The sequence below is a fragment of the Streptomyces sp. NPDC051452 genome, from assembly GCF_044454765.1.
In the GTDB taxonomy this organism is placed as follows: domain Bacteria; phylum Actinomycetota; class Actinomycetes; order Streptomycetales; family Streptomycetaceae; genus Streptomyces.
In genome coordinates this window covers 549,244-568,479 of sequence record NZ_JBITEB010000004.1, presented here as the reverse complement: position 1 = coordinate 568,479, position 19,236 = coordinate 549,244, and the positions used below count along the sequence as shown (strand labels likewise).

The following is a 19,236-nucleotide window of genomic DNA, read 5'->3' as shown; positions in this document are numbered from 1 at the left end:
CGGCGCGGACCGTCCACGCGATCATGAGGTTCAATGCCCGCGTGACTGACTACGACGTACTCCGCGTCTTCTGCGGCCCGGACGGCGGATACGGCAACGAACTCGGCGTCGTCCGCGACGGCGCGACCGTCCCCGGTCGCGGCGAACGCCAGGCGCTGGCGGCCAAACTCGGTTTCAGCGAGACCGTGTTCGTCGACGACTCCGAGCGCGGGGTGATCGACATCTACACACCCGCCCTGCGGCTGCCGTTCGCCGGTCACCCCTGCGTCGGCACCGGCTGGCTGCTGGACGTACCCGAACTGGTCACCCCCGCCGGAGTGGTCGGCGTCCGGCTGGACGGCGAGTTCAGCTGGATCGAGGCCCGTGCGGAGTGGGCCCCGCCGCGCACCCTGCGTCGGTTCGCGAGCGCCGCGGAGGTGGACGCGCTCGACGTGCCGCCGCCGGGGGAGTGGATCTACGCCTGGGCCTGGGAGGACGAGGCGGCCGGACGGGTCAGGGCCCGTGCCTTCCCGGGCCGGGGCGACGGCATCGACGAGGACGAGGCCACCGGTGCGGCCGCCCTGCTGCTGACCGACCGGCTGGGCCGGGCGCTGAACATCACCCAGGGCGCGGGATCGCAGATCCTCACCGCGCCCCAGCCGCACGGCTGGGTCGAGGTCGGCGGGCGCGTCCACCTGGAGCGGTGACCGAGGTGCGCGGGCGCGCGGGTGGTGATAGGGGCTCCGTTCGGGTGGACCCACGTGTGCGGGAGGGAGGGAACGGGGACCTCTGGGCGTGACCACTTGAGCCTCCCCGAGAGGAGCACCATGCGCATCCGTTCAGTCGTGGCCGCGACCGTCCTCGCCGCCGCCCTGGCCGCCACCGGCGCCACGTCGGCCAGTGCCTCCGACCACGACGACCGCGACGACAGCGGGCCCGTCTGTAGCCCGTACGCGGGCGAACTCAACTCCCTCTACAACCACGCGGCCTGGAGCGGCGTCCACTGCAGCGACTACCTGCGCTGAGGTGATTGATCCGGGCCCCCTCACGCGCGTCCCGCGCGCCGAGGGGGCCCAGTCGTCACGGCTCACGCGGACAGCGGGAACTCCTCGCCCAGCGCCCGGAAGACGCCCGTGTTCAGCGTGAACGCCCGCTTGCACTCGCCCACCACCCGCTGCTTCTCCAGGTCGTCCACCGTGATCGCGTCCAGCAGCTCCCGGTAGCCGCGCTTGAAAGCGGCCGGGTTGCCGATCTCCTCGAAGACGTAGAAGCGGACGCCGTCGCCCTTCCTGGCGAAGCCCCACGTCCTCTCCGCCTTGTCGCGGATGATCTGACCGCCCGACAGGTCGCCCAGGTAGCGGGTGTAGTGGTGGGCGACGTAACCACCCGGCCAGGCCTCGGCGCACTCGCGCACCCGGTCCGCGTACGCCCGGGTCTCCGGCAGAGCGCTCAGCCCCTGCCGCCAGTCCGGACCCCGTAGATGCGCCAGGTCCCGCTCCAGCGCCGGCAGCCGCAGCAGCTCGGGCCGGATCAACGGCCCGGCCACCGGGTCAGCCGTCAGCCGCCCGGCCGTGCTCTCCAGGGCCTCGTAGACGAACCACAGCTGTTCGGTGTAGCGGGCGTAGGCGTCCACGCCGAGCCGGCCGCCGAGCAGGTCGCTCATGAACGTCGAGGTCTCCGCTTCCATGTGCTGCTCGCGCGAAGCGGTGCGGATGAGGGACGAGAAGGAGTCCATCGGCCCATCCTCTGAGTAAGCCCTACCGGTCAATGCCCTTGCCGACCCCGTGTCGGTAACGTTCCCGACATGCTGTCGGTAAAACACTACAAGAGAAAGCCCGCCCCCGGGCAGGGAGCGGGCTCGGCCGCCATCACGGCAGGGTGAGGATCTCCGCGCCGGTGTCCGTCACCACCAGCGTGTGCTCGAACTGGGCGGTACGCCTGCGGTCCTTCGTCACGACCGTCCAGCCGTCCTCCCACAGGTCGTACTCGTGGGTGCCCAGCGTGAGCATCGGCTCGATCGTGAAGGTCATGCCCGGCTGCATGACCGTCGTGGCGTGCGGGCTGTCGTAGTGCGGGATGATCAGCCCGGAGTGGAAGGACGAGTTGATGCCGTGACCGGTGAAGTCACGGACCACCCCGTAGCCGAAGCGCTTGGCGTACGACTCGATGACCCGGCCGATGATGTTGATCTGGCGGCCGGGCTTCACGGCCTTGATGGCTCGGTCGAGGGACTCGCGGGTGCGCTCCACCAGCAGCCGGGACTCCTCGTCCACCTCCCCGACCAGGTAGGTGGCGTTGTTGTCGCCGTGCACCCCGCCGATGTACGCGGTCACGTCCAGGTTGACGATGTCGCCGTCCCTGAGGACCGTCGAGTCCGGGATGCCGTGACAGATGACCTCGTTGACCGAGGTGCACAGCGACTTGGGGAAGCCGCGGTAACCGAGCGTGGACGGATAGGCGCCGTGGTCGCACATGTAGTCGTGGGCGACCTTGTCCAACTGGTCCGTGGTGACCCCGGGCGCGATGATCTTCGCGGCCTCCGCCATCGCCCGCGCGGCGATACGGCCGGCGGTCCGCATGGCCTCGATGGTCTCCGGGGTCTGCACCTCCGGCCCGGTGTACGGCGTCGGCGCGGGTTTGCCGACGTACTCGGGGCGGCGGATGTTTCCGGGCACGGAACGGATGGGGGACAGCTCCCCTGGTACGAGCAGCGACTGGCCAGACATGCCGGCGAGTCTATCCAGCGGACATGGGGGAACATGTCGATGGCGAGAGGAGCACTTCATGGCCCTGTTCAAGAAGCGTACGGCCGGCAAGCCCGGTGAGTGGTTCTACTGCCTGGAGCACAAGAAGGTCGAGGAGGGCCCGGACTGTCCGGGCAAGGACCGCTTCGGGCCGTACGCCTCCCGCGAGGAGGCCCAGCACGCGCTGGACATCGCGCGTGAACGCAACCTGGAGTGGGAGAACGACCCGCGCTGGCACGACGCCTCCGCGCAGGGCAAACCCGACGACGAGTGACGCCGCGACTCCCGGCGGCGACTGATCGGCCGGGGGTCCACGGGCTCCACGGCGACTGATCAAGCGGGGGGCCACGGGCTCCCCGGCGACGGCGCGCCGCCGGCGCGTCCCGACCGCGTGCTCGTCGGTCCTCCGGCGCCCGCACGCCACCGGCCCCGGCAGGCACGGCACGAGCAGCCCCAAGAGGCCCGCACACCGCCCGGGTGGCGAGATCGCTCGTCCGGGGCCGGCCGGGATCGTCTGGTCGCAGCTGGCGGTCCGGGAGGTGCCGATCCGCCGAGGGCGGCACCCGCGCGGGTCGGTCTCTCCCGCCGTGTCCGCGGGCGACCAGCCCCAGGGCCCTCGCGCACGCCGGAGACCACCGAGGCCCGCACACCGGCCCGGGGCGCCGAGGGCCGGCCGGGAGCGTCTCGTCGCAGCTCGTGGTGCGGGAGGTGCCGATCCGCCTAGGGCGGCACCCCGCCGGGTCGGTTTCTCACGCCGTGTTCCGTGGGCGCGCCCTCACCAGGGGGCCGGGGGTGGGGCGGTCAGGGTCTCGGCCAGGCGGACGAGGCGGTCCCTGAAGCCCCGGCGCGCCCGTGTCGGGCCCGCGTTCTCGCCGGCCGCCGCGCTGACCAGGTGCTGCACGCTGTCCAGGTCCAGTTCCGCCCCCGCCGGCACGGCCAAAGTGTCATGGGCCATCGCGGCCAGCTCCCCGCCGCCCGCACCCAGCGCCAGCACCGTCACCCCGGCCCGCCGGGCGTCGTACACCCGCTCCAGCAGCGAGGCAGGCTCCTCGGGGGCCACGACCAGCAGCGTCTCACCGCGCCGCGCCGCCGAGATCCGGCCCGGCCCGACGGCCAGGTGCGCGGGGTCGGACGGGCGCGCGCGATGCCGTACCAGGGTCGGCGCCAGCTCCGGCGTGCCCGACCAGGCCGCCTCGTCCACCAGGTGCGCCGCCAGATGCCAGGGCTCGTACGCGGGCGTGCCCACCAGCAGCAGCCCGCCCCCGTGCGCCACCACCGACCCGCGCAGCACCCCCGCGAACGCGCGGGTGGCCCCCAGCCACTCGGTCCCGGCGAGCACTTCCCGCAACAACGCGACCCGTACGGCGTCCATGAGCCCGCATCCTGCCGCAACCGGACACTCGTGACGTGGAGTTCACCCCGAATTCGCCCGACCGGGGAAGCAGACGGGGCGATGCCGTCCGCAGGAGGAGCCGCCCCGTGACCGACCTGTCCGTCCCCTTCCGCGCGGGCCACGAGGGATACGCCGCCTACCGGATCCCGGCGGTGGTCGTCACCCGGGGCCGTACCCTGCTCGCCTTCTGCGAGGGCCGGGTCGACTCCCCGGCCGACCACGGCCACATCGACATCGTGGTCAAACGGTCGACGGACGGGGGCCGCACCTGGGGCCCGCCGCGGGTCGCCGCGAGCAACGGCGGCGACCTCGCCGGCAACCCCGCCCCCGTCGTCCTCGACACCGGCCGGATCCTGCTCGTGCACGTCCGCGCCGCGGCCGGCGCCACCGAGGCCGCCATCCTGCGCGGACAGGTCGCGGACGCCGACGGCCGGCGCGTGTGGGTGCAGCACAGCGACGACGACGGCCTCACCTGGTCCGCGCCCAGGGAGATCACCGCCCAGGTCAAGAAGCCCGGCTGGCGCTGGTACGCCACCACCCCCGGGCACGCCCTCCAGCTGAGCACCGGCCGCGTCCTCGTCCCGGCCAACCACACCCTGCCGCCCACCGGCGCCGACACCGGCGCCGAGCCGAAGTACAACAGCGGTCACTGCCTGCTCAGCGACGACCGCGGCCAGAACTGGTACCTCGGCTACCTGGACGAGAACACCGACGGATACGTCAACGTCAACGAGACCACCGCCGCCGAACTCCCCGACGGCCGCGTCTACTTCAACACCCGCAACGACTCCCCGGCCCCCGGCAGCCGCGCCGACGCCCACTCCGCGGACGGCGGGCGCACCCTCGTCAAGCCCTTCCGGCCCCAGGCCGGACTGACCGCACCGGTCTGCGAGGCCTCCGTCCTGCAACTGCGCGACCCGGACCTGCTGCTGTTCTCCGCCCCGGCCGACCCCGCCGCCCGCGCCCTGATGACCCTGCGCGCCTCGACCGACGCCGGCACCACCTGGCGCAGCGTCCACACCGTCGACGGACTGCCCGCCGCCTACTCCGACCTGGTCCGCCTCGACCCCGACACGGTCGGGCTGCTGTACGAGACCGGCGACTTCGGCGCCTACGAGACGATCACCTTCCGCCGGGTGCCCGTGCACCGGCTGACCTGACCCGGTGCGGGCCCCGCGGCGGACGTAGAGTCGGGCCCATGACCTCTAGCGACAGCGCACAGAAGGCCCCCGCCAAGGACCCCTGGGACCTGCCCGACGTCTCCGGACACGTCGTCGGCGTGCTCGGCGGCACCGGGCCGCAGGGCAAGGGACTCGCCTACCGGCTCGCCCGGGCCGGCCAGAAGGTGATCATCGGCTCCCGCTCCGCCGAGCGCGCCCAGGCCGCCGCCGGCGAACTCGGCCACGGCGTCGAGGGCGCCGACAACGCCGAGGCCGCGCGACGCAGTGACATCGTGATCGTCGCCGTACCGTGGGACGGCCACGGCGACACGCTGAAGTCCCTGCGCGAGGAGCTGGCCGGCAAGCTCGTCGTGGACTGCGTCAACCCGCTCGGCTTCGACAAGAAGGGCGCCTACGCGCTCAAGCCGCAGGAGGGCAGCGCCGCCGAGCAGGCCGCCGCCCTGCTGCCCGACTCCCGGGTCGCCGCCGCCTTCCACCACCTGTCGGCGGTGCTGCTCCAGGACCCGGAGATCGAGCAGATCGACACCGATGTGATGGTGCTCGGCGAGGAGCGCGCCGACGTGGAGATCGTGCAGGCGCTGGCCGGGCGGATCCCCGGCATGCGGGGCGTCTTCGCGGGCCGGCTGCGCAATGCCCACCAGGTCGAGTCGCTCGTCGCGAACCTGATCTCCGTCAACCGCCGCTACAAGGCACACGCCGGGCTGCGCGTCACCGACGTGTGAGCCGGGCCGGAGCCATGGGGGACACTGGTCGTCGTAGCAGTGTCCCCCCCGCAAGGAGCCGAGCTTCATGCCCCGCATCGCCCTGTACACCCTCGCCGTCTGCGTCCTCGCCGTCGCCGCGGCGGTCGTCTCCTTCGCCCAGGGCAGCTGGCTGGGGATCGTCTGGGTGCTGCTGGCGGGCCTGACGTCCAACATGACCTGGTACTACCTCAAGCGCGGCAAGGCGGCCGGGAGCGGCTCCCTCAGCGGATGACCGCGCAGTACTCGTTGGTGCCCTGCCAGAACCGGTACAGCTCCTGACCGCAAGCCTGGTCCAGGACGTCGATACCGAGGGCCCGCAGGATCGCGTCGATCATGTCGAAGAAGACGCTGTTGACGGACGGCACCCACAGCAGCGCGAACACGAACAGCAGACCGAACGGCGCGAACGGCTCCACCTGCCGCTTGACCTTGTACGAAAGCCAGGGCTCCAGCACGCCGTACCCGTCGAGGCCCGGCACCGGCAGGAAGTTCAGGATCGCCGCCGTCACCTGGAGCAGGGCGAGGAACGCCAGCGCGTACCGGAAGTCGCGGGGGACGCCGTCCAGCGCGTGCAGCCAGAACGGGGCCGTGCACACCGCCGCGAACAGCACGTTCGTCAGCGGGCCCGCCGCCGAGATCAGGCTGTGCCGCCAGCGGCCCTTGATGTGGTCGCGCTCGATGAACACCGCGCCGCCCGGCAGGCCGATCCCGCCCATGATCACGAACAGCACCGGGAGCACGATGCTGAGCAGGGCGTGCGTGTACTTCAGCGGGTTGAGGGTGAGATAGCCCTTCGCGCCGACCGAGATGTCCCCGCTGTGCAGGGCGGTGCGCGCGTGCGCGTACTCGTGCAGGCACAGGGAGACGATCCAGGTCGCGGTCACGAACAGGAACACCGCGATGCCCGGCTGCTCGGCGAAGCCCGTCCAGGTGGCCCAGCCGGTCACCGCCGTCACGGCCAGGATCCCGACGAACACGGGGCTGACCCGTCGATCACCGTGGCGGGTGGTGGCGGTCGTCATCTGCGGGCTCCTGGGGTGCCGGGGGTCGGTCGGGAACTGCGACCGTACCGGCCGCGCACGTGAGGGGAAAACGTCTCGCGGCGCCCGTCCGGTTCCTGGAGGGTGGGGGGATGGCACGGATCAGGGTGTTCTACGAGGACTGGCAGATGGGGTGCTGCGGCACCCCCTTCGCGGTGGGCGACGAGGTCGGCTGGCGGCTCGTGGCCGTCGCCCCGGACACCCACCGGGACGAGTACCACGGCGCCGAGGCCTGGGTGGAGAACCACGGCGGCCCCGACCAGGCGACCACTGGCCGCGTCCACGCCATCGACCTGGTGCGCCAGGAGTATGTGGCCTACACCGACCAGCGTGCCCTGGAGCGTATCGACCGGGCCCGGGCGCGCGCGGGCACGGAGCCCGGGGAGCCGATTCTCCTGCCGTCCCCGTACCGGATGGAACAGGTGCCGGGAGCGTGGACCCCGCAGTCCGTCGACTCCTGCCCGAAGTGGTTCGAGACCGAGGAACCCGGCCGGACCCCGGGCCCCCACCGCATCCACCACACCAAGGGCGCCCTGGTCACCCTGGACGTAACGGGAACCAGCCCCATCCTCCCGAACAGCGCCCCGGGGGCTCACGCGACGGACTCGGGGACCCCGGGGTCGGGGGTCCCCGCCCCGGAGGCGTCCGCCCCCGCCCCTGGGTGTTTCGCCCCGGGCGCCGAGGGGTCCGGTATCGCGCCGGGGCTGGGGGCCGCTGCCCGGAGTCCGCAGGCCCCGGACACCGCTCCGGGGGCCCCTGCCCCCGGCCCGCAGGCTCCCGCCCTCGGCCTCGAAGGTTCCGTCCCCGACCCGGAGGCTCCCGCTCCCAGCCTCGAAGGTTCCGCCCCCGATCCCGAGGGATCCGAGTGATCCGCCCCCGATCCCGAGGGTTCCTCCCCCGACTCCGAGGTATCCGCCGCTGAGGTCCCCGACCCCGGCCCCGGGGGTTTCGCCCCCGCCCCCGAGGGATCCACCTCCGACCCCGAGACTCCCGTCCCCGACCCTGAAGGGATCCGCCCCCGAGACTTCCGCCCCCGCCCCCGAGGGATCCCGCGCCGCGCCGGGTGGACCCCGTGAGTGGTGGTGAGGGCTCCGGGGAGAATGGGCTCCGTGCGATATCGGCTGCTCGGCACCACCCAGGCAATCCGTCCCGACGGCACGGCCGTCCCGGTCGGCGGGGCGCGGCTGCGTGCTCTGCTGAGCGTGCTCGCGCTGCGGGCCGGCCGGACCGTCCCGGTCGGCGTGCTGGTCGACGAGGTGTGGGACGCCGGCCCGCCCGCCGACGCGGCCGGCGCGCTGCAGGCGCTCGTCGGCCGGCTGCGGCGGGCCCTCGGCGCGGCCGCCGTCGCCTCCGTCGACGGCGGCTACCGGCTCACCGCCGCCCCCGACGACATCGACCTCGTCCGCTTCGACCGGCTCACCGCCGACGGCCTGCGCGCCCTCGCCGACGGCGACGCCCCCAAGGCCGCCGCCGTCCTCGACGAGGCCCTATCCCTGTGGCAGGGCCCCGCCCTCGCCGACCTGCCCGGCCACACCGCCGAGGCGGCCCGCTGGGAGAGCCGCCGCCTCGACGCTCTGCGCGCCTGGCACGCCGCCGCCCTCGCCCTCGGACAGGCCGAGCAGGCGCTGCCGGAGCTGACCGCGCTGTGCGAAGGCCACCCGCTGGACGAACCGCTCCAGGCGCTGCGGCTGCGCGCCCTGCGCGACGCCGGCCGCCCGGCCCAGGCGCTCGCGGGCTACGAGGAGGTGCGCCGGCTGCTCGCCGACCGGCTCGGCTCCGATCCCGGTCCCGAACTGCGCGCCCTGCACGCCGAGTTGCTGACCGAGGCCCCGCCGGACGCGCAGCCCGCCCCCCGGGCCGGCAACCTCCCCGCCCGGCTGACCTCGTTCGTCGGCCGGGAGAGCGACATCGAGGCCGTCGGCGCCGATCTCGCGGCCGCCCGCCTGGTCACCCTGCTCGGGCCCGGCGGCGCCGGGAAGACCCGGCTGTCCCAGGAGACCGCCGAGGCGGTACGGCACACCGCTCCCGACGGGGTGTGGCTGGCCGAACTGGCCCCCGTGGACGACCCGGCCGCCGTCCCGCAGGCCGTCCTCACCGCGATCGGCGCCCGCGAGACCTTGCTGCACGGCGCCGGTGTGGACGGCATGCGCGCGGTCGCCGACCGGCACGACCCCGTCGAACGGCTCGTGGAACACTGCGCCCGGCGCCGGATGCTGATCATCCTGGACAACTGCGAGCACGTGATCGAGGCGGCCGCCCGGCTCACCGAACGCCTGCTGGCCCGCTGCCCCGAGCTGACCGTCCTCGCCACCAGCCGCGAGCCCCTCGGCGTGCCGGGTGAACTGGTGCGGCCGGTGGAACCGCTGCCCGAGCCGGTCGCCCTGCGGCTGCTGGCCGAGCGGGGCGCGGCGGCCCGCTCCGGCTTCCGTGTCGAGGACGACCCCGGCGCCTGCGCCGAGATCTGCCGGCGGCTGGACGGGCTGCCCCTGGCCATCGAGCTGGCCGCGGCCCGGCTGCGCATGCTCACCCCCCGGCAGATAGCCGACCGGCTCGACGACCGCTTCCGGCTGCTCACCTCCGGCAGCCGCACCGTGCTGCCCCGCCAGCAGACCCTGCGCGCCGTCGTGGACTGGTCCTGGGACCTGCTGGCCACCGACGAACGGGACGTGCTGTCCCGGCTGTCCGTCTTCGCGGGCGGCTGCGATCTGGCCGCGGCCGAGGCCGTGTGCGGTCCGGCCGCCCTGGACGCGCTCGGCTCCCTGGTCGACAAGTCCCTCGTGGTGGCGGCCCCCGCACCCGGGAACGGCATGCGCTACCGGCTCCTGGAGACCGTCGCCGAGTACGCCGCCGAACGGCTCGACGAGACCGGTGGCCGCGCCGACGCCGAGCGCGCCCACCTCACGTACTATCGCGAACTCGCCCGCACCACCGACCCGTTGCTGCGCGGCCCCGAACAGCGCGCCGCCATCGAGCGGTTCCAGCTGGAGTACGAGAACCTGCGCACCGCGCTGCGGCACGCCGTCACCCTCGGCGACGAGCAGGAGGGGCTGTGCCTGGTGCTGTCCCTGGTCTGGTACTGGCAGATGCGCGATCTGCGCATCGAGTGCCGAGGCTGGTGCCAGGAGGTGATGGCGCTGGGCCCCGACCCGTTCACCGAGCCGGTCCGCCCGGCCCGCCCGGTCTGGCAGCGGAGCACCGACATCCCGCCCCCGCTCACCGGCGAACTCCTCACCGAGGCCCGCCGCGGAGTCCACCTCGCCCATCTCGCCTGCATGGACACCCAGCTGGAGGACTGGCAGACCCCCGAGGCCCGGGCCAAGCTGCGGGTCATCACCCAGGTCTACGAGCCGGGCCTGCCGCAGGTCTGCCGCTCACCCGGCATGGCCTGGTTCTTCGCCGAGATGCTCGTCACCGGCGTGGACCGGCTCCAGACGATCATCGACGCCGCCGTGCGGACCTGCCGGGACACCCCCGGCTTCGAGTGGGAACTGGCCGGCTCCCTGCAGATGCGCGCCAACCTGCTCGCCAACCGCACCACCTCGGCGCGGGACGCCTTCCAGGACGCCGACGAGGCCCTGGAGATCTACCGCGGCCTGGGCGACGAGTGGGGCACCGCCGAGGCGCTGTCCGCGCGCGGCGAGGCCCACGAACGCATGGGCGCCTACCTAGACGCCGCCGCCGACTACCAGGCGGCCATCGAGCACGCCGCACGCCTGGGCGCCCACGCCCAGATCGCCGTGCTCCGCGCCCGCCTGGGCACCGCCTACCTGGAGTCGGGCGAGACCGAGCGCGGTGAGCGGCTGCTCCGCGAGGTCATCGCGAGCCAGGAGGGCGCGCACAACGAGGGGATGCCGGCCGCCCGGCTGTTCCTGGCCGGCTGGCTGGGCCTGACCGACCGCCTCGCCGAGGCGCGCGAGCAACTCCGCCTGTTGCGCGAAGAGTTCAGGATATCCCACTTCGTCGTCTTCGACGCGTTGATCCTGAGCCAGGAGGCCTGGCTGGAGGCCCTGGAGGGGCAGGGCGAGCAGGCCCTGGAACGGGTCCGCCGGGCCGTGCGGCTCGCCGAGGACCCCCTGTCCCAGGCGATCACGCCGCACCTGCGAGCGCTGTGCCTCGCCGTCGCGGCGATGGCCCTGGCGAGCCTCGACGAGGGCGACGGCGACCGGGCCGCCGACGCCGCCCGCTGTCTGGGCGCCGCCGTCGCCATGCTGCCGACCGGACACGTGCTGTCCGTGATGGAGCGCCGGGGGCACGAGATGACCGAGGCCCGGATCCGGCGAAGGCTCGGCCCGCAGGCGTACGCGTCCGCGTACGCCGAGGGCGGTGGCCTCTCCCTCGTGGAGGCCACCGCCCTGCTCTGACCCGGCGCGGGTCAGCTCTTCGTCCGGAACTTGTGGATGGCGACCGGCGCCATGACCGCGGTGAGCCCCACCGACCAGATCAGCGTCACCCACAGGTCGTGCGCGACCGGGCCGCCCTCCATCAGGCCGCGCGCGGTGTCCGCCAGCGCGGACAGCGGGTTGTAGTCGGTGAAGTTCTGCAGCCAGCCCGGCATCGAGGCGGTCGGCGCGAAGATGGACGAGCCGAACTGCAGCGGCATCAACACCAGGAAGCCCATGGCCTGCACGGACTGCGCGCTCTTCATGATCACGCCGAGCGTGAGGAATACCCACATCAGCGACGAGCCGAACACCACGGACAGTCCCACGGAGGCCAGCAGCCCGCTCCAGTGGTGGATGTCGTAGCCCACGAGGACGGCGACGACCATCAGCACCGCCGTCGCGAACAGCATCCGCATCAGCTCCACCGCGATCTTCGCGAAGAGCACGGAGCCGCGGCCGATGGGCAGCGAGCGGAAGCGGTCCATGACACCGGAGTTGAAGTCCTGGTTGAAGCCGGTGCCCACGCCCTGGGCCATGTTCATGCCCATCATGGCCATCAGTCCGGGCACGATGTACTGCACGTACTCGTCCTGACCGCCGCCCATGGCCTTGCCGATCGAGCCGCCGAAGACGTAGACGAAGAGCAGGGTGAAGATCACCGGGAACAGGATGGCGTCGAACATCGACTCCGGGTCCTGCCGGATCCACAGCAGGTTGCGCCGCACGAGCGCGCCGGTGTGCCGCAGATGCCCGCGCAGGCTGATCCGGGTGTCGCCGGACGTGCGGGGCGGCGTGATGGTGGTGGCGCTCATACGGCGACCTCTTCGCGGGAGTCGGCGGGCGTGGCCTCCTGCGGGGCACTGGCACGGTGGCCGGTGAGCGACAGGAACACCTCGTCCAGGCTGGGCAGTTCGGTGGTGATCGAGGAGATGGTGATGCCGCGTGCGGTGACGGCGCCGACCACGGCGGTCAGTTGCTCGTCGCTGAGGATCGGTACCAGCAGCGTCTTGGACTCGTTGTCCACGGTGGTGGCCGCGAGCCCGGTGATGCCCAGCTCGTCCAGCATGTCGGCGAGCGGGCGCAGTTGCAGCGGGTCCACCGGCCGTACGCGCAGGGTGCGCCCGCCGACCCGGGCCTTCAGCTCCTCGATGCGGCCGCCCGCGATGACCTTGCCGCGGTCCACGACGGTCAGTTCGGAGGCGAGCTGCTCGGCCTCCTCCATGTACTGGGTGGTGAGCAGCACGGTGACGCCGTCGCCGACCATCGCCTTCACCTCGTCCCAGACCTCGTTGCGGGTGCGGGGGTCGAGTCCGGTGGTCGGCTCGTCCAGGAAGAGCACGGAGGGCCGGCCGATCATCGAGGCGGCGAGGTCCAGCCGGCGGCGCATACCGCCGGAGTACGTGCTCGCCGGGCGCTTGGCCGCCTCGGTGAGGGAGAAGCGCTCCAGCAGTTCGTCGGCGCGGGCGCGGGCCTCCTTGCGGGGCAGGTCCAGCAGCTGGCCGATCATGTACAGGTTCTCCCAGCCGGGCAGCTTCTCGTCCACCGAGGCGTACTGGCCGGTCAGCCCTATCACCCGGCGCAGCTGCCGGGGCTGGCGCAGGACGTCGTAACCGGCCACGGTGGCCTCGCCCGCGTCCGGGGTGATCAGGGTGGACAGGATCCGTACGAGGGTGGTCTTGCCGGCGCCGTTCGGCCCGAGCACACCCATCACGGTGCCCTGGCGCACCTCCAGGTCGACCCCGTCCAGCGCCTTGGTCTCGCCGTAGTGCTTGACCAGCCCCCGTACGGACACGGCGTGGTTCACGCCGGCGGGGTTGTCGTCGATTCGATTCATGGGGAAGAAGATGCCAGCCCCCACCGACAAACCACCGACAGCCCACCGACAACCGGCCACAGCCCTCCGACAACCGCCCGTCGCGCCTCGACGGCAGCCGCCCGCCGGGAAAAGCGGCAGCCCGCCGACGGGGGACGATCGGCGGGCTGCCCGGTGTTACCGCGATGGCTCGGTCGGCCGTGGTCCTAGGGCCTGTGTGACGTTGTGATCAGCCAGTTGCCTTCAGCAGGTCGTTGATCCAGATCATTGAGGCACGGAGGTGGAGGCCGGCGAGGTAGCTCTCGGGTGATTTGTCGTATCGAGTGGCGATGCCCCGCCAGGCCTTCAGCTTGTTGATGAGCCGCTCGACCGTGTTCCGCTCCTTGTAAAGATCACGGTCGTGGCACGTGGGGCGGCCGCCTCGGCGGCCCGTCTTCTTCCGGTTGGCGGCCTGGTCCTTCTTTTCCGGAATGACTGCCTTGATGCTGCGTTTGCGCAGGTAAGAGCGGTTGGCGCGGGACGAGTAGGCCTTGTCCGCGGCGACAGCGCCGGGCCGGGTTCGAGGCCGGCCCACAGGCAGACGGACCCGAATCTTCTGCAACACAGGGACGAACTGCGGGCTGTCGCCGGCCTGTCCTGCGGTCAGCACGAGGGACAGCGGACGGCACCTGCGGTCCGCGGCGAGATGAATCTTGCTCGTCAGTCCGCCACGGGATCTGCCGAGCAGGGCTTGGTTCAGCCGGAACCTGCGCCGTCGCCTGATACGCCGTCGCTCTTCCTGCTCGGGGTCGTCGCCGCCGTCCTGCCCGTTCTGTCCCGGCGGGCCGCCCCTTTTTGCCGGGCCCGCTCCTGTTCGGCGGCGGCTTCCTCAAGGGCGTCCATGACGTCCTTGCCGAGGTGCATCCCGGCTGCGTCGTGGTGGGCGCGGACAGTAGTGGAGTCCACGCTGACCAGGGACAAGTCCGTTTGTCCCCGGCGAGCGGCCTCGGCGATCATGCCTTCCAGAAGAGCGGAGAAGACTCCGGCGTCCCGCCAGACGCGAAAGCGCCCGTAGACCGTCGGCCACGGTCCGAACTCGGAGGGCATCTCGCGCCACTGGGCACTGGACCGAAACCGCCAGATCACCCCCTCGAACTGCTCCCGCAGCCGCTCGGGGTACGGACCGTACTCGCCTATCGGCAGGTACGGCTCGATGAACTCCCACTGCTCGTCGGTAAGTTGCGTACGTGTCACACCCAGCGTCCTACCAGGTCCCACCCCCGCACGGGACCAGAACCCGAGATGATCACGACCTCACACAGGCCCTAGTGGACGGAGTGCTCCTCCAGCGGGAAGGTCCCGCCGACGACGTCCTCGGCGAACGCCTTCGCCGCGTTGCCCATGACCTCACGCAGGTCGGCGTACTGCTTGACGAACTTCGGTACCCGGCCGGACGTCAGCCCCAGCATGTCGGTCCACACCAGCACCTGTGCGTCCGTCTCCGGGCCCGCGCCGATGCCGACCGTCGGGATGTGCAGCACGCGCGTGACCTCGGCCGCCAGCTCCGCCGGCACCAGCTCCAGCACGACCGCGAACGCGCCGGCGTCCTGTACGGCCTTCGCGTCGCGCAGCAGTTGCTGCGCCGCCTCCTCGCCACGGCCCTGTACGCGGTAGCCCATGGCGTTGACGGACTGCGGGGTGAGGCCGATGTGGGCCATCACCGGGATGCCGGACTCCACCAGCAGCCGGATCTGTTCGTGGGAGCGCTCGCCGCCCTCCAGCTTGACCGCGCCGACCCCGGCCTCCTTCACCAGCCGGGTCGCCGAGCGCAGCGCCTGCACCGGGCCCTCCTGGTAGGAGCCGAAGGGCAGGTCGCCGACGATGAGGGCGCGCTGGGTGCCGCGGACGACGGCCGCGGAGAGCATGGTCATCTCGTCGAGGGTGACGGGCACGGTGGTCTCGTACCCGAGGTGGCAGTTGCCCGCCGAGTCGCCGACGAGCATCACCGGGATGCCGGCCTCGTCGAAGACGGACGCGGTCATCGCGTCGTAGGCGGTGAGCATGGGCCACTTCTCGCCGCGTTCCTTGGCGAGGGCGATGTCGCGGACCGTGATGCGGCGGGTGCCCTTCCCCCCGTACAGCGCCTTGCTGCCGTCGGAAGGCTTGGTGTGGGCAGCCGAAAGCTGCGTCATGGCAACGGCTCCTTCAGTCATCTCGAGGCGCCCTGACGGCGTCCCCGGATCCCCTCCATGGTGGCACCTCGTGCCAGACAGGGCCAGAGGGGGCCCCTGTGATCCCGCCCTTGGCCGAAAGTCATGTAAGGCCTTGGTAAAGAAATAAAGATACGAGACGGTTCCGTATCGGAATGATCGTAGGCTTGCGGGCATGACAAGTTCCGTCCCTGCCTCCCGGATACCGGAGGCCGTACACCGGCGCCGCTGGGCGATTCTCGGCGTGTTGATGCTGAGCCTGCTGATCGTGGTGCTCGACAACTCCATCCTGAACGTCGCCATCAAGACCATCGCCACCCCGGCGCCGACCGGCCTGGGTGCCACCCAGAGCCAGATCGAGTGGGCGATCAACGCCTACACCCTCGTCTTCGCCGGTCTCCTCTTCACCGCCGGCCTCGTCGGCGACCGCCTCGGTCGCAAGAAGGTGCTGCTCGGCGGCATCGCCGTGTTCGGCATCGGCTCGGCGCTCGCCGCCGAGTCCGGCTCGCCGGGCCAGCTGATCGCCTACCGCGCCCTGATGGCCCTCGGTGCCGCCTTCGTCATGCCCGCCACCCTCGCCGTGCTGATGAACGTCTTCGAGCGCGAGGAGCAGCCCAAGGCCATCGGCATCTGGGCGGGCGGTGTCGGCCTCGCCATCGCCATCGGCCCGATCACCGGCGGCGCGCTCCTCGACCACTTCTGGTGGGGCTCGGTCTTCTTCGTCAACGTGCCGATCGTGATCGTCGCGCTCGTGCTGATGGCCTGGCTGGTGCCCGACTCCCGCGACCCCAGCCCGGGCCGGCTGGATCCCGTCGGTGTCGTCCTGTCCGTCGTCGGCCTGGTGCTGCTGGTCTACGGCATCATCAAGGGCGGCGAGCTGGCCGACTTCACCGACGCGAAGGTCCTCGCGACCATCATCGCCGGCCTCGTCGTCCTGGCCGGATTCGTGGTCTACGAGAAGCGCAGCGACCACCCGTCGCTGGACGTCACCTACTTCAAGAACAAGGTCTTCTCGGCCGCCATGAGCGCCATCGCGCTGGTCTTCTTCGCGCTGATGGGCGTCACGTTCTTCGGTGTCTTCTACACCCAGAGCGTGCGCGGGTACTCGCCGCTGGAGTCCGGTGTGCTGATGCTGCCGCTCGCCCTGGCCCAGCTGATCTTCGCGCCGCGCGCCCGGCTGCTCGTCGAGCGCTTCGGCAACAAGGCGACCACCACCGCCGGTCTGGTGCTGATCGCGGCGACCCTGGCCGCGTTCGCCACGTTCGAGGCCGACACGCCGATCTGGCTGCTGGAGGTCGTCTTCTTCCTCATGGGCACCGGCATGGCGCACATCATGACGCCGACCTCGGTCGTCATCATGCAGGCCCTGCCGCGCGAGAAGGCCGGCTCCGCCTCCGCGCTCAGCAACACCTTCCGCCAGGTCGGCGGCGCGCTCGGCATCGCCGTCCTCGGCTCGGTGCTCGCGTCCTCCTACCGCACCGGCATCGAGGGCAGGCTCGGCGCGCTGCCGCCCGGCCTGCGCGACGCCGCGGGCGAGTCCATCGAGGCCACCCTCGGCATCGCCGAGAAGCTCGGCCCGCGCGGCCAGGCCCTGGTCACCCCCGCCCACGACGCGTTCCTGCACGCCATGCACGTCACCGCCCTGTGCGGTACCGGCATCGCGCTGCTCGGCGCCGTGGTGACCGTCCTCTTCCTGCCGGGCAAGCCGACGGCGGGCCACGAGGACAAGGACGAGCGGGAACTGGTCGCCGCCACGGACTGAGAGTCGGGCGGAACTCCACGGGGGAAGGAGGCCGCTGCGGGAGAATTCCCGCAGCACAGTGAGAGGACGGATCGACGTGAGCCTTGCCGACAGCGCACCGCGACCGGGTACCCCGGCGCGGGGCCGCCCGCGCAGCGAAGCCGTGGAACGCGCCATCGTGGAGGGCGTGGTGAAGCTACTGGAGGAGGGCGTGCCCCTCGCCGAGCTGTCCATCGAACGGGTCGCGCGGACGGCCGGGGTCGGCAAGGCCACCATCTACCGCCGCTGGAGCGGCAAGGAGGAGCTGTTCGTCGACGTCGTACGCGCCGCCGAACCCCCCGACCCGGTGCTCCCCGGCACCTGCCTGCGCGACGACCTCGTCGCCATGCTGGAGTCCCTGCGTCAACGCGGGCTCGTCAGCCGCTCGTCGGCGATCCTGCACAACGTGTACGCCCAGATGAAGTCCAGCCCCAGGATCTGGGCGGCCTACCACGCCGGCGTCATAGCGCCCCGGCGCGTCCAGGCCATGGAGGTGCTGCGACGCGCCCGGGACAACGGCGAGATCCGGCCGGACGTCGACCTGGAACTGGCCAACGACATGTTCGTCGGCCCCATGCTCGTCCGCACCATCATGCGGCCCGACGCCGAGTTGCCCGACGGCCTGGCCGAGGAGATCGTCGACACGGTCCTGGAAGGCCTACGGCCCGTCAGCTCGACGGCCTCGTAGCACTCGTGTGCACGTTTCGTCACAGACCTCACCCGACCGGGCCCGAGAGGAACTCCCGGCACCGCTTCGTTCGTCCTGGACTTCCGTACGGCCGTCATGGGACGGCGGGATCGGCACCGATCATCCCCTAGGGTCGGAAGAGCACGGGGACGAACGGTGTGCACGGCAGGCAGTGAGGCAGACGGTATGGCGCAGCAGGCGTACATGACGGAGACGGACAACGGAGACTCGGGGCCCGAGCGACCTGGATCCCGGCTTCGGCGCCTGGGGCACCGGCTGTTCGACGGCTGGCGCGGTGACCCGGGCATCTGGCGCCGGGGCATCGTCCTTGCGGTGCTGGGACTGCTGCTCGCCCTGGTGATGCTGGTGCACTCCCGCATCCCCAACCGGCTGGGCAACCTGGGCAGTCTCACCGAGACCTTCCTGCCCTGGGTGGGCGTGGCCATCCCGGTGCTGCTGGTCCTCGCCGTGGTGCGCAGGTCGGCGACCGCGCTGATCGCGCTCCTGCTCCCGGCGATCGTCTGGCTGAACCTCTTCGGCGGGCTGCTCACCGACAAGTCGGGCGGCAGCGGCGGCGACCTGATGGTGGCCACCCACAACGTCAACGCCGACAACCCCGACCCGGCCGCGACCGCCGCCGACGTCGCCGGATCCGGCGCCCAGGTGCTGGCCCTGGAGGAGCTGCCCGCCTCCGCCCTGCCCGTGTACGAGAAGGCGCTGGCGCCGACGTACAAGTACCACGCGGTCGTGGGCACGGTCGGTCTGTGGAGCAAGTACCCGATGACCGACGTCCAGGCCGTCGACATCAAGCTCGGCTGGCAGCGGGCGATGCGCGCCACCGTCGCCACCCCCGAGGGTTCCGTCGCGGTGTACGTGGCGCACATGCCCTCGGTGCGGGTCAAGGTGGAGGCCGGGTTCACGGCCCGGCAGCGCGACAAGAGCGCCGACGCGCTCGGCGAGGCCATCGCCGACGAGCCGCTGAAGCGGGTCGTCCTGCTCGGCGACCTCAACGGCACGATGAACGACCGCTCGCTCAACGCCGTCACCTCGCAGCTGCGCTCCACGCAGGGCGCGGCGGGCAGCGGCTTCGGCTTCAGCTGGCCGGCGTCGTTCCCGATGGCGCGGATCGACCAGATCATGGTCAAGGGCGTCGAGCCGGAGAGCTCCTGGACGCTGCCGCGGACGGGCAGCGATCACCTCCCTGTGGCGGCCCGCGTCAAGATGTGAGGCACCTCACGCCTTCGCGCGTGACGGTCACCACATCGGCAACCGCGCCGTAACCCTCTGGAATACTGGGCCCGAGA

18 protein-coding genes and 1 pseudogene are annotated in these 19,236 nt (G+C 72.0%); 11 read left to right on the top strand and 8 right to left on the bottom strand.

The genetic code is table 11. The features are described 5' to 3' along the window. The first annotated feature begins 41 nt into the window (after positions 1–41). Positions 42–686, top strand: a complete 645-nt coding sequence (locus ACIBA9_RS14820) for a PhzF family phenazine biosynthesis protein (protein WP_399362929.1) — start codon at positions 42–44, stop codon at positions 684–686. Positions 687–806: 120 nt separating this feature from the next. Continuing rightward, a complete protein-coding gene (locus tag ACIBA9_RS14815; RefSeq protein WP_362157267.1) occupies positions 807–1,004 on the top strand; it encodes a hypothetical protein in 198 nt (65 codons plus the stop codon). A gap of 62 nt (positions 1,005–1,066) precedes the next feature. On the opposite strand, the gene ACIBA9_RS14810 is transcribed toward ACIBA9_RS14815, so the two are convergent. Continuing rightward, a complete protein-coding gene (locus ACIBA9_RS14810) occupies positions 1,067–1,714 on the bottom strand; it encodes a heme oxygenase (biliverdin-producing) (RefSeq protein WP_399362927.1) in 648 nt (215 codons plus the stop codon). Between the two features lie 133 nt (positions 1,715–1,847). Further along, positions 1,848–2,705: a type I methionyl aminopeptidase gene (gene map, locus ACIBA9_RS14805; RefSeq protein ID WP_399362925.1), complete on the bottom strand. Its 858-nt coding sequence runs from the start codon at positions 2,703–2,705 to the stop codon at positions 1,848–1,850. Positions 2,706–2,763: 58 nt separating this feature from the next. Between map and ACIBA9_RS14800 the strand changes: the two genes are divergently transcribed. Beyond that, positions 2,764–2,997 (top strand): hypothetical protein, encoded by a 234-nt coding sequence (locus tag ACIBA9_RS14800; RefSeq protein WP_362157273.1) that lies wholly within the window; start codon positions 2,764–2,766, stop codon positions 2,995–2,997. A 501-nt stretch (positions 2,998–3,498) separates the two neighbouring features. Here ACIBA9_RS14800 and ACIBA9_RS14795 read toward each other — a convergent pair. Continuing rightward, entirely contained in the window at positions 3,499–4,095 is a 597-nt protein-coding gene (locus ACIBA9_RS14795) for a hypothetical protein (RefSeq protein ID WP_399362923.1), read from the bottom strand. 107 nt (positions 4,096–4,202) lie between these two features. On the opposite strand from ACIBA9_RS14795, the gene ACIBA9_RS14790 reads away from it, so the two are divergent. The 3 genes from ACIBA9_RS14790 (at position 4,203) to ACIBA9_RS14780 (ending at position 6,272) form a co-directional block, all read left to right on the top strand. After that, a complete protein-coding gene (locus ACIBA9_RS14790) occupies positions 4,203–5,276 on the top strand; it encodes an exo-alpha-sialidase (protein WP_399362921.1) in 1,074 nt (357 codons plus the stop codon). A 38-nt stretch (positions 5,277–5,314) separates the two neighbouring features. After that, positions 5,315–6,019, top strand: a complete 705-nt coding sequence (gene npdG / locus ACIBA9_RS14785) for an NADPH-dependent F420 reductase (RefSeq protein WP_362157279.1) — start codon at positions 5,315–5,317, stop codon at positions 6,017–6,019. Between the two features lie 67 nt (positions 6,020–6,086). Then, complete coding sequence (locus ACIBA9_RS14780; protein ID WP_399362919.1) at positions 6,087–6,272, top strand: hypothetical protein; 186 nt, start codon at positions 6,087–6,089, stop codon at positions 6,270–6,272. On the opposite strand, the gene ACIBA9_RS14775 is transcribed toward ACIBA9_RS14780, so the two are convergent. Then, positions 6,262–7,062: a site-2 protease family protein gene (locus ACIBA9_RS14775; protein ID WP_399362917.1), complete on the bottom strand. Its 801-nt coding sequence runs from the start codon at positions 7,060–7,062 to the stop codon at positions 6,262–6,264. The two genes, ACIBA9_RS14780 and ACIBA9_RS14775, sit on opposite strands and share 11 nt — an antisense overlap. A 110-nt stretch (positions 7,063–7,172) precedes the next feature. Between ACIBA9_RS14775 and ACIBA9_RS14770 the strand changes: the two genes are divergently transcribed. Then, a complete protein-coding gene (locus ACIBA9_RS14770) occupies positions 7,173–7,949 on the top strand; it encodes a DUF6578 domain-containing protein (protein WP_399362915.1) in 777 nt (258 codons plus the stop codon). 231 nt (positions 7,950–8,180) lie between these two features. Next, complete coding sequence (locus ACIBA9_RS14765; RefSeq protein WP_399362913.1) at positions 8,181–11,441, top strand: BTAD domain-containing putative transcriptional regulator; 3,261 nt, start codon at positions 8,181–8,183, stop codon at positions 11,439–11,441. A gap of 11 nt (positions 11,442–11,452) precedes the next feature. Here ACIBA9_RS14765 and ACIBA9_RS14760 read toward each other — a convergent pair whose 3' ends face one another. The 4 genes and pseudogenes from ACIBA9_RS14760 to panB all read right to left on the bottom strand — a co-directional run bounded on the left by ACIBA9_RS14760 (position 11,453) and on the right by panB (position 15,446). Then, the gene (locus tag ACIBA9_RS14760) at positions 11,453–12,274 is read right to left on the bottom strand and encodes an ABC transporter permease (RefSeq protein ID WP_393898290.1); all 822 of its coding nucleotides are present in this window, start codon (positions 12,272–12,274) and stop codon (positions 11,453–11,455) included. Further along, on the bottom strand, positions 12,271–13,296 hold the full coding sequence (locus ACIBA9_RS14755; RefSeq protein WP_399362910.1) for an ATP-binding cassette domain-containing protein: 1,026 nt from the start codon (positions 13,294–13,296) through the stop codon (positions 12,271–12,273). The genes ACIBA9_RS14760 and ACIBA9_RS14755 overlap by 4 nt, the downstream gene beginning before the upstream one ends. A gap of 208 nt (positions 13,297–13,504) precedes the next feature. Next, a pseudogene (locus tag ACIBA9_RS14750) lies at positions 13,505–14,508 on the bottom strand (IS5 family transposase). A gap of 71 nt (positions 14,509–14,579) precedes the next feature. Beyond that, positions 14,580–15,446, bottom strand: a complete 867-nt coding sequence (panB, locus tag ACIBA9_RS14745; RefSeq protein ID WP_362157292.1) for a 3-methyl-2-oxobutanoate hydroxymethyltransferase — start codon at positions 15,444–15,446, stop codon at positions 14,580–14,582. Between the two features lie 193 nt (positions 15,447–15,639). On the opposite strand from panB, the gene ACIBA9_RS14740 reads away from it, so the two are divergent. From ACIBA9_RS14740 to ACIBA9_RS14730, 3 genes are all read left to right on the top strand, one after another. After that, positions 15,640–17,226, top strand: a complete 1,587-nt coding sequence (locus tag ACIBA9_RS14740; RefSeq protein ID WP_399362908.1) for an MFS transporter — start codon at positions 15,640–15,642, stop codon at positions 17,224–17,226. A 76-nt stretch (positions 17,227–17,302) separates the two neighbouring features. Continuing rightward, positions 17,303–17,932: a TetR/AcrR family transcriptional regulator gene (locus tag ACIBA9_RS14735; RefSeq protein WP_399362906.1), complete on the top strand. Its 630-nt coding sequence runs from the start codon at positions 17,303–17,305 to the stop codon at positions 17,930–17,932. A 186-nt stretch (positions 17,933–18,118) separates the two neighbouring features. Beyond that, entirely contained in the window at positions 18,119–19,159 is a 1,041-nt protein-coding gene (locus ACIBA9_RS14730; protein WP_399362904.1) for an endonuclease/exonuclease/phosphatase family protein, read from the top strand. The last annotated feature ends 77 nt before the right edge of the window (positions 19,160–19,236 follow it).

Bases quoted from the DNA above. Each gene is read 5' to 3' on its own strand.
- ACIBA9_RS14765 (WP_399362913.1), top strand. From the start codon at position 8,181: ATGGGCTCCGTGCGATATCGGCTGCTCGGCACCACCCAGGCAATCCGT.
- ACIBA9_RS14760 (WP_393898290.1), bottom strand. From the start codon at position 12,274: ATGAGCGCCACCACCATCACGCCGCCCCGCACGTCCGGCGACACCCGG.
- map (WP_399362925.1), bottom strand. From the start codon at position 2,705: ATGTCTGGCCAGTCGCTGCTCGTACCAGGGGAGCTGTCCCCCATCCGT.
- npdG (WP_362157279.1), top strand. From the start codon at position 5,315: ATGACCTCTAGCGACAGCGCACAGAAGGCCCCCGCCAAGGACCCCTGG.
- ACIBA9_RS14770 (WP_399362915.1), top strand. From the start codon at position 7,173: ATGGCACGGATCAGGGTGTTCTACGAGGACTGGCAGATGGGGTGCTGC.
- ACIBA9_RS14795 (WP_399362923.1), bottom strand. From the start codon at position 4,095: ATGGACGCCGTACGGGTCGCGTTGTTGCGGGAAGTGCTCGCCGGGACC.
- panB (WP_362157292.1), bottom strand. From the start codon at position 15,446: ATGACGCAGCTTTCGGCTGCCCACACCAAGCCTTCCGACGGCAGCAAG.
- ACIBA9_RS14775 (WP_399362917.1), bottom strand. From the start codon at position 7,062: ATGACGACCGCCACCACCCGCCACGGTGATCGACGGGTCAGCCCCGTG.
- ACIBA9_RS14800 (WP_362157273.1), top strand. From the start codon at position 2,764: ATGGCCCTGTTCAAGAAGCGTACGGCCGGCAAGCCCGGTGAGTGGTTC.
- ACIBA9_RS14815 (WP_362157267.1), top strand. From the start codon at position 807: ATGCGCATCCGTTCAGTCGTGGCCGCGACCGTCCTCGCCGCCGCCCTG.
- ACIBA9_RS14810 (WP_399362927.1), bottom strand. From the start codon at position 1,714: ATGGACTCCTTCTCGTCCCTCATCCGCACCGCTTCGCGCGAGCAGCAC.
- ACIBA9_RS14780 (WP_399362919.1), top strand. From the start codon at position 6,087: ATGCCCCGCATCGCCCTGTACACCCTCGCCGTCTGCGTCCTCGCCGTC.
- ACIBA9_RS14755 (WP_399362910.1), bottom strand. From the start codon at position 13,296: ATGAATCGAATCGACGACAACCCCGCCGGCGTGAACCACGCCGTGTCC.
- ACIBA9_RS14730 (WP_399362904.1), top strand. From the start codon at position 18,119: ATGGCGCAGCAGGCGTACATGACGGAGACGGACAACGGAGACTCGGGG.
- ACIBA9_RS14740 (WP_399362908.1), top strand. From the start codon at position 15,640: ATGACAAGTTCCGTCCCTGCCTCCCGGATACCGGAGGCCGTACACCGG.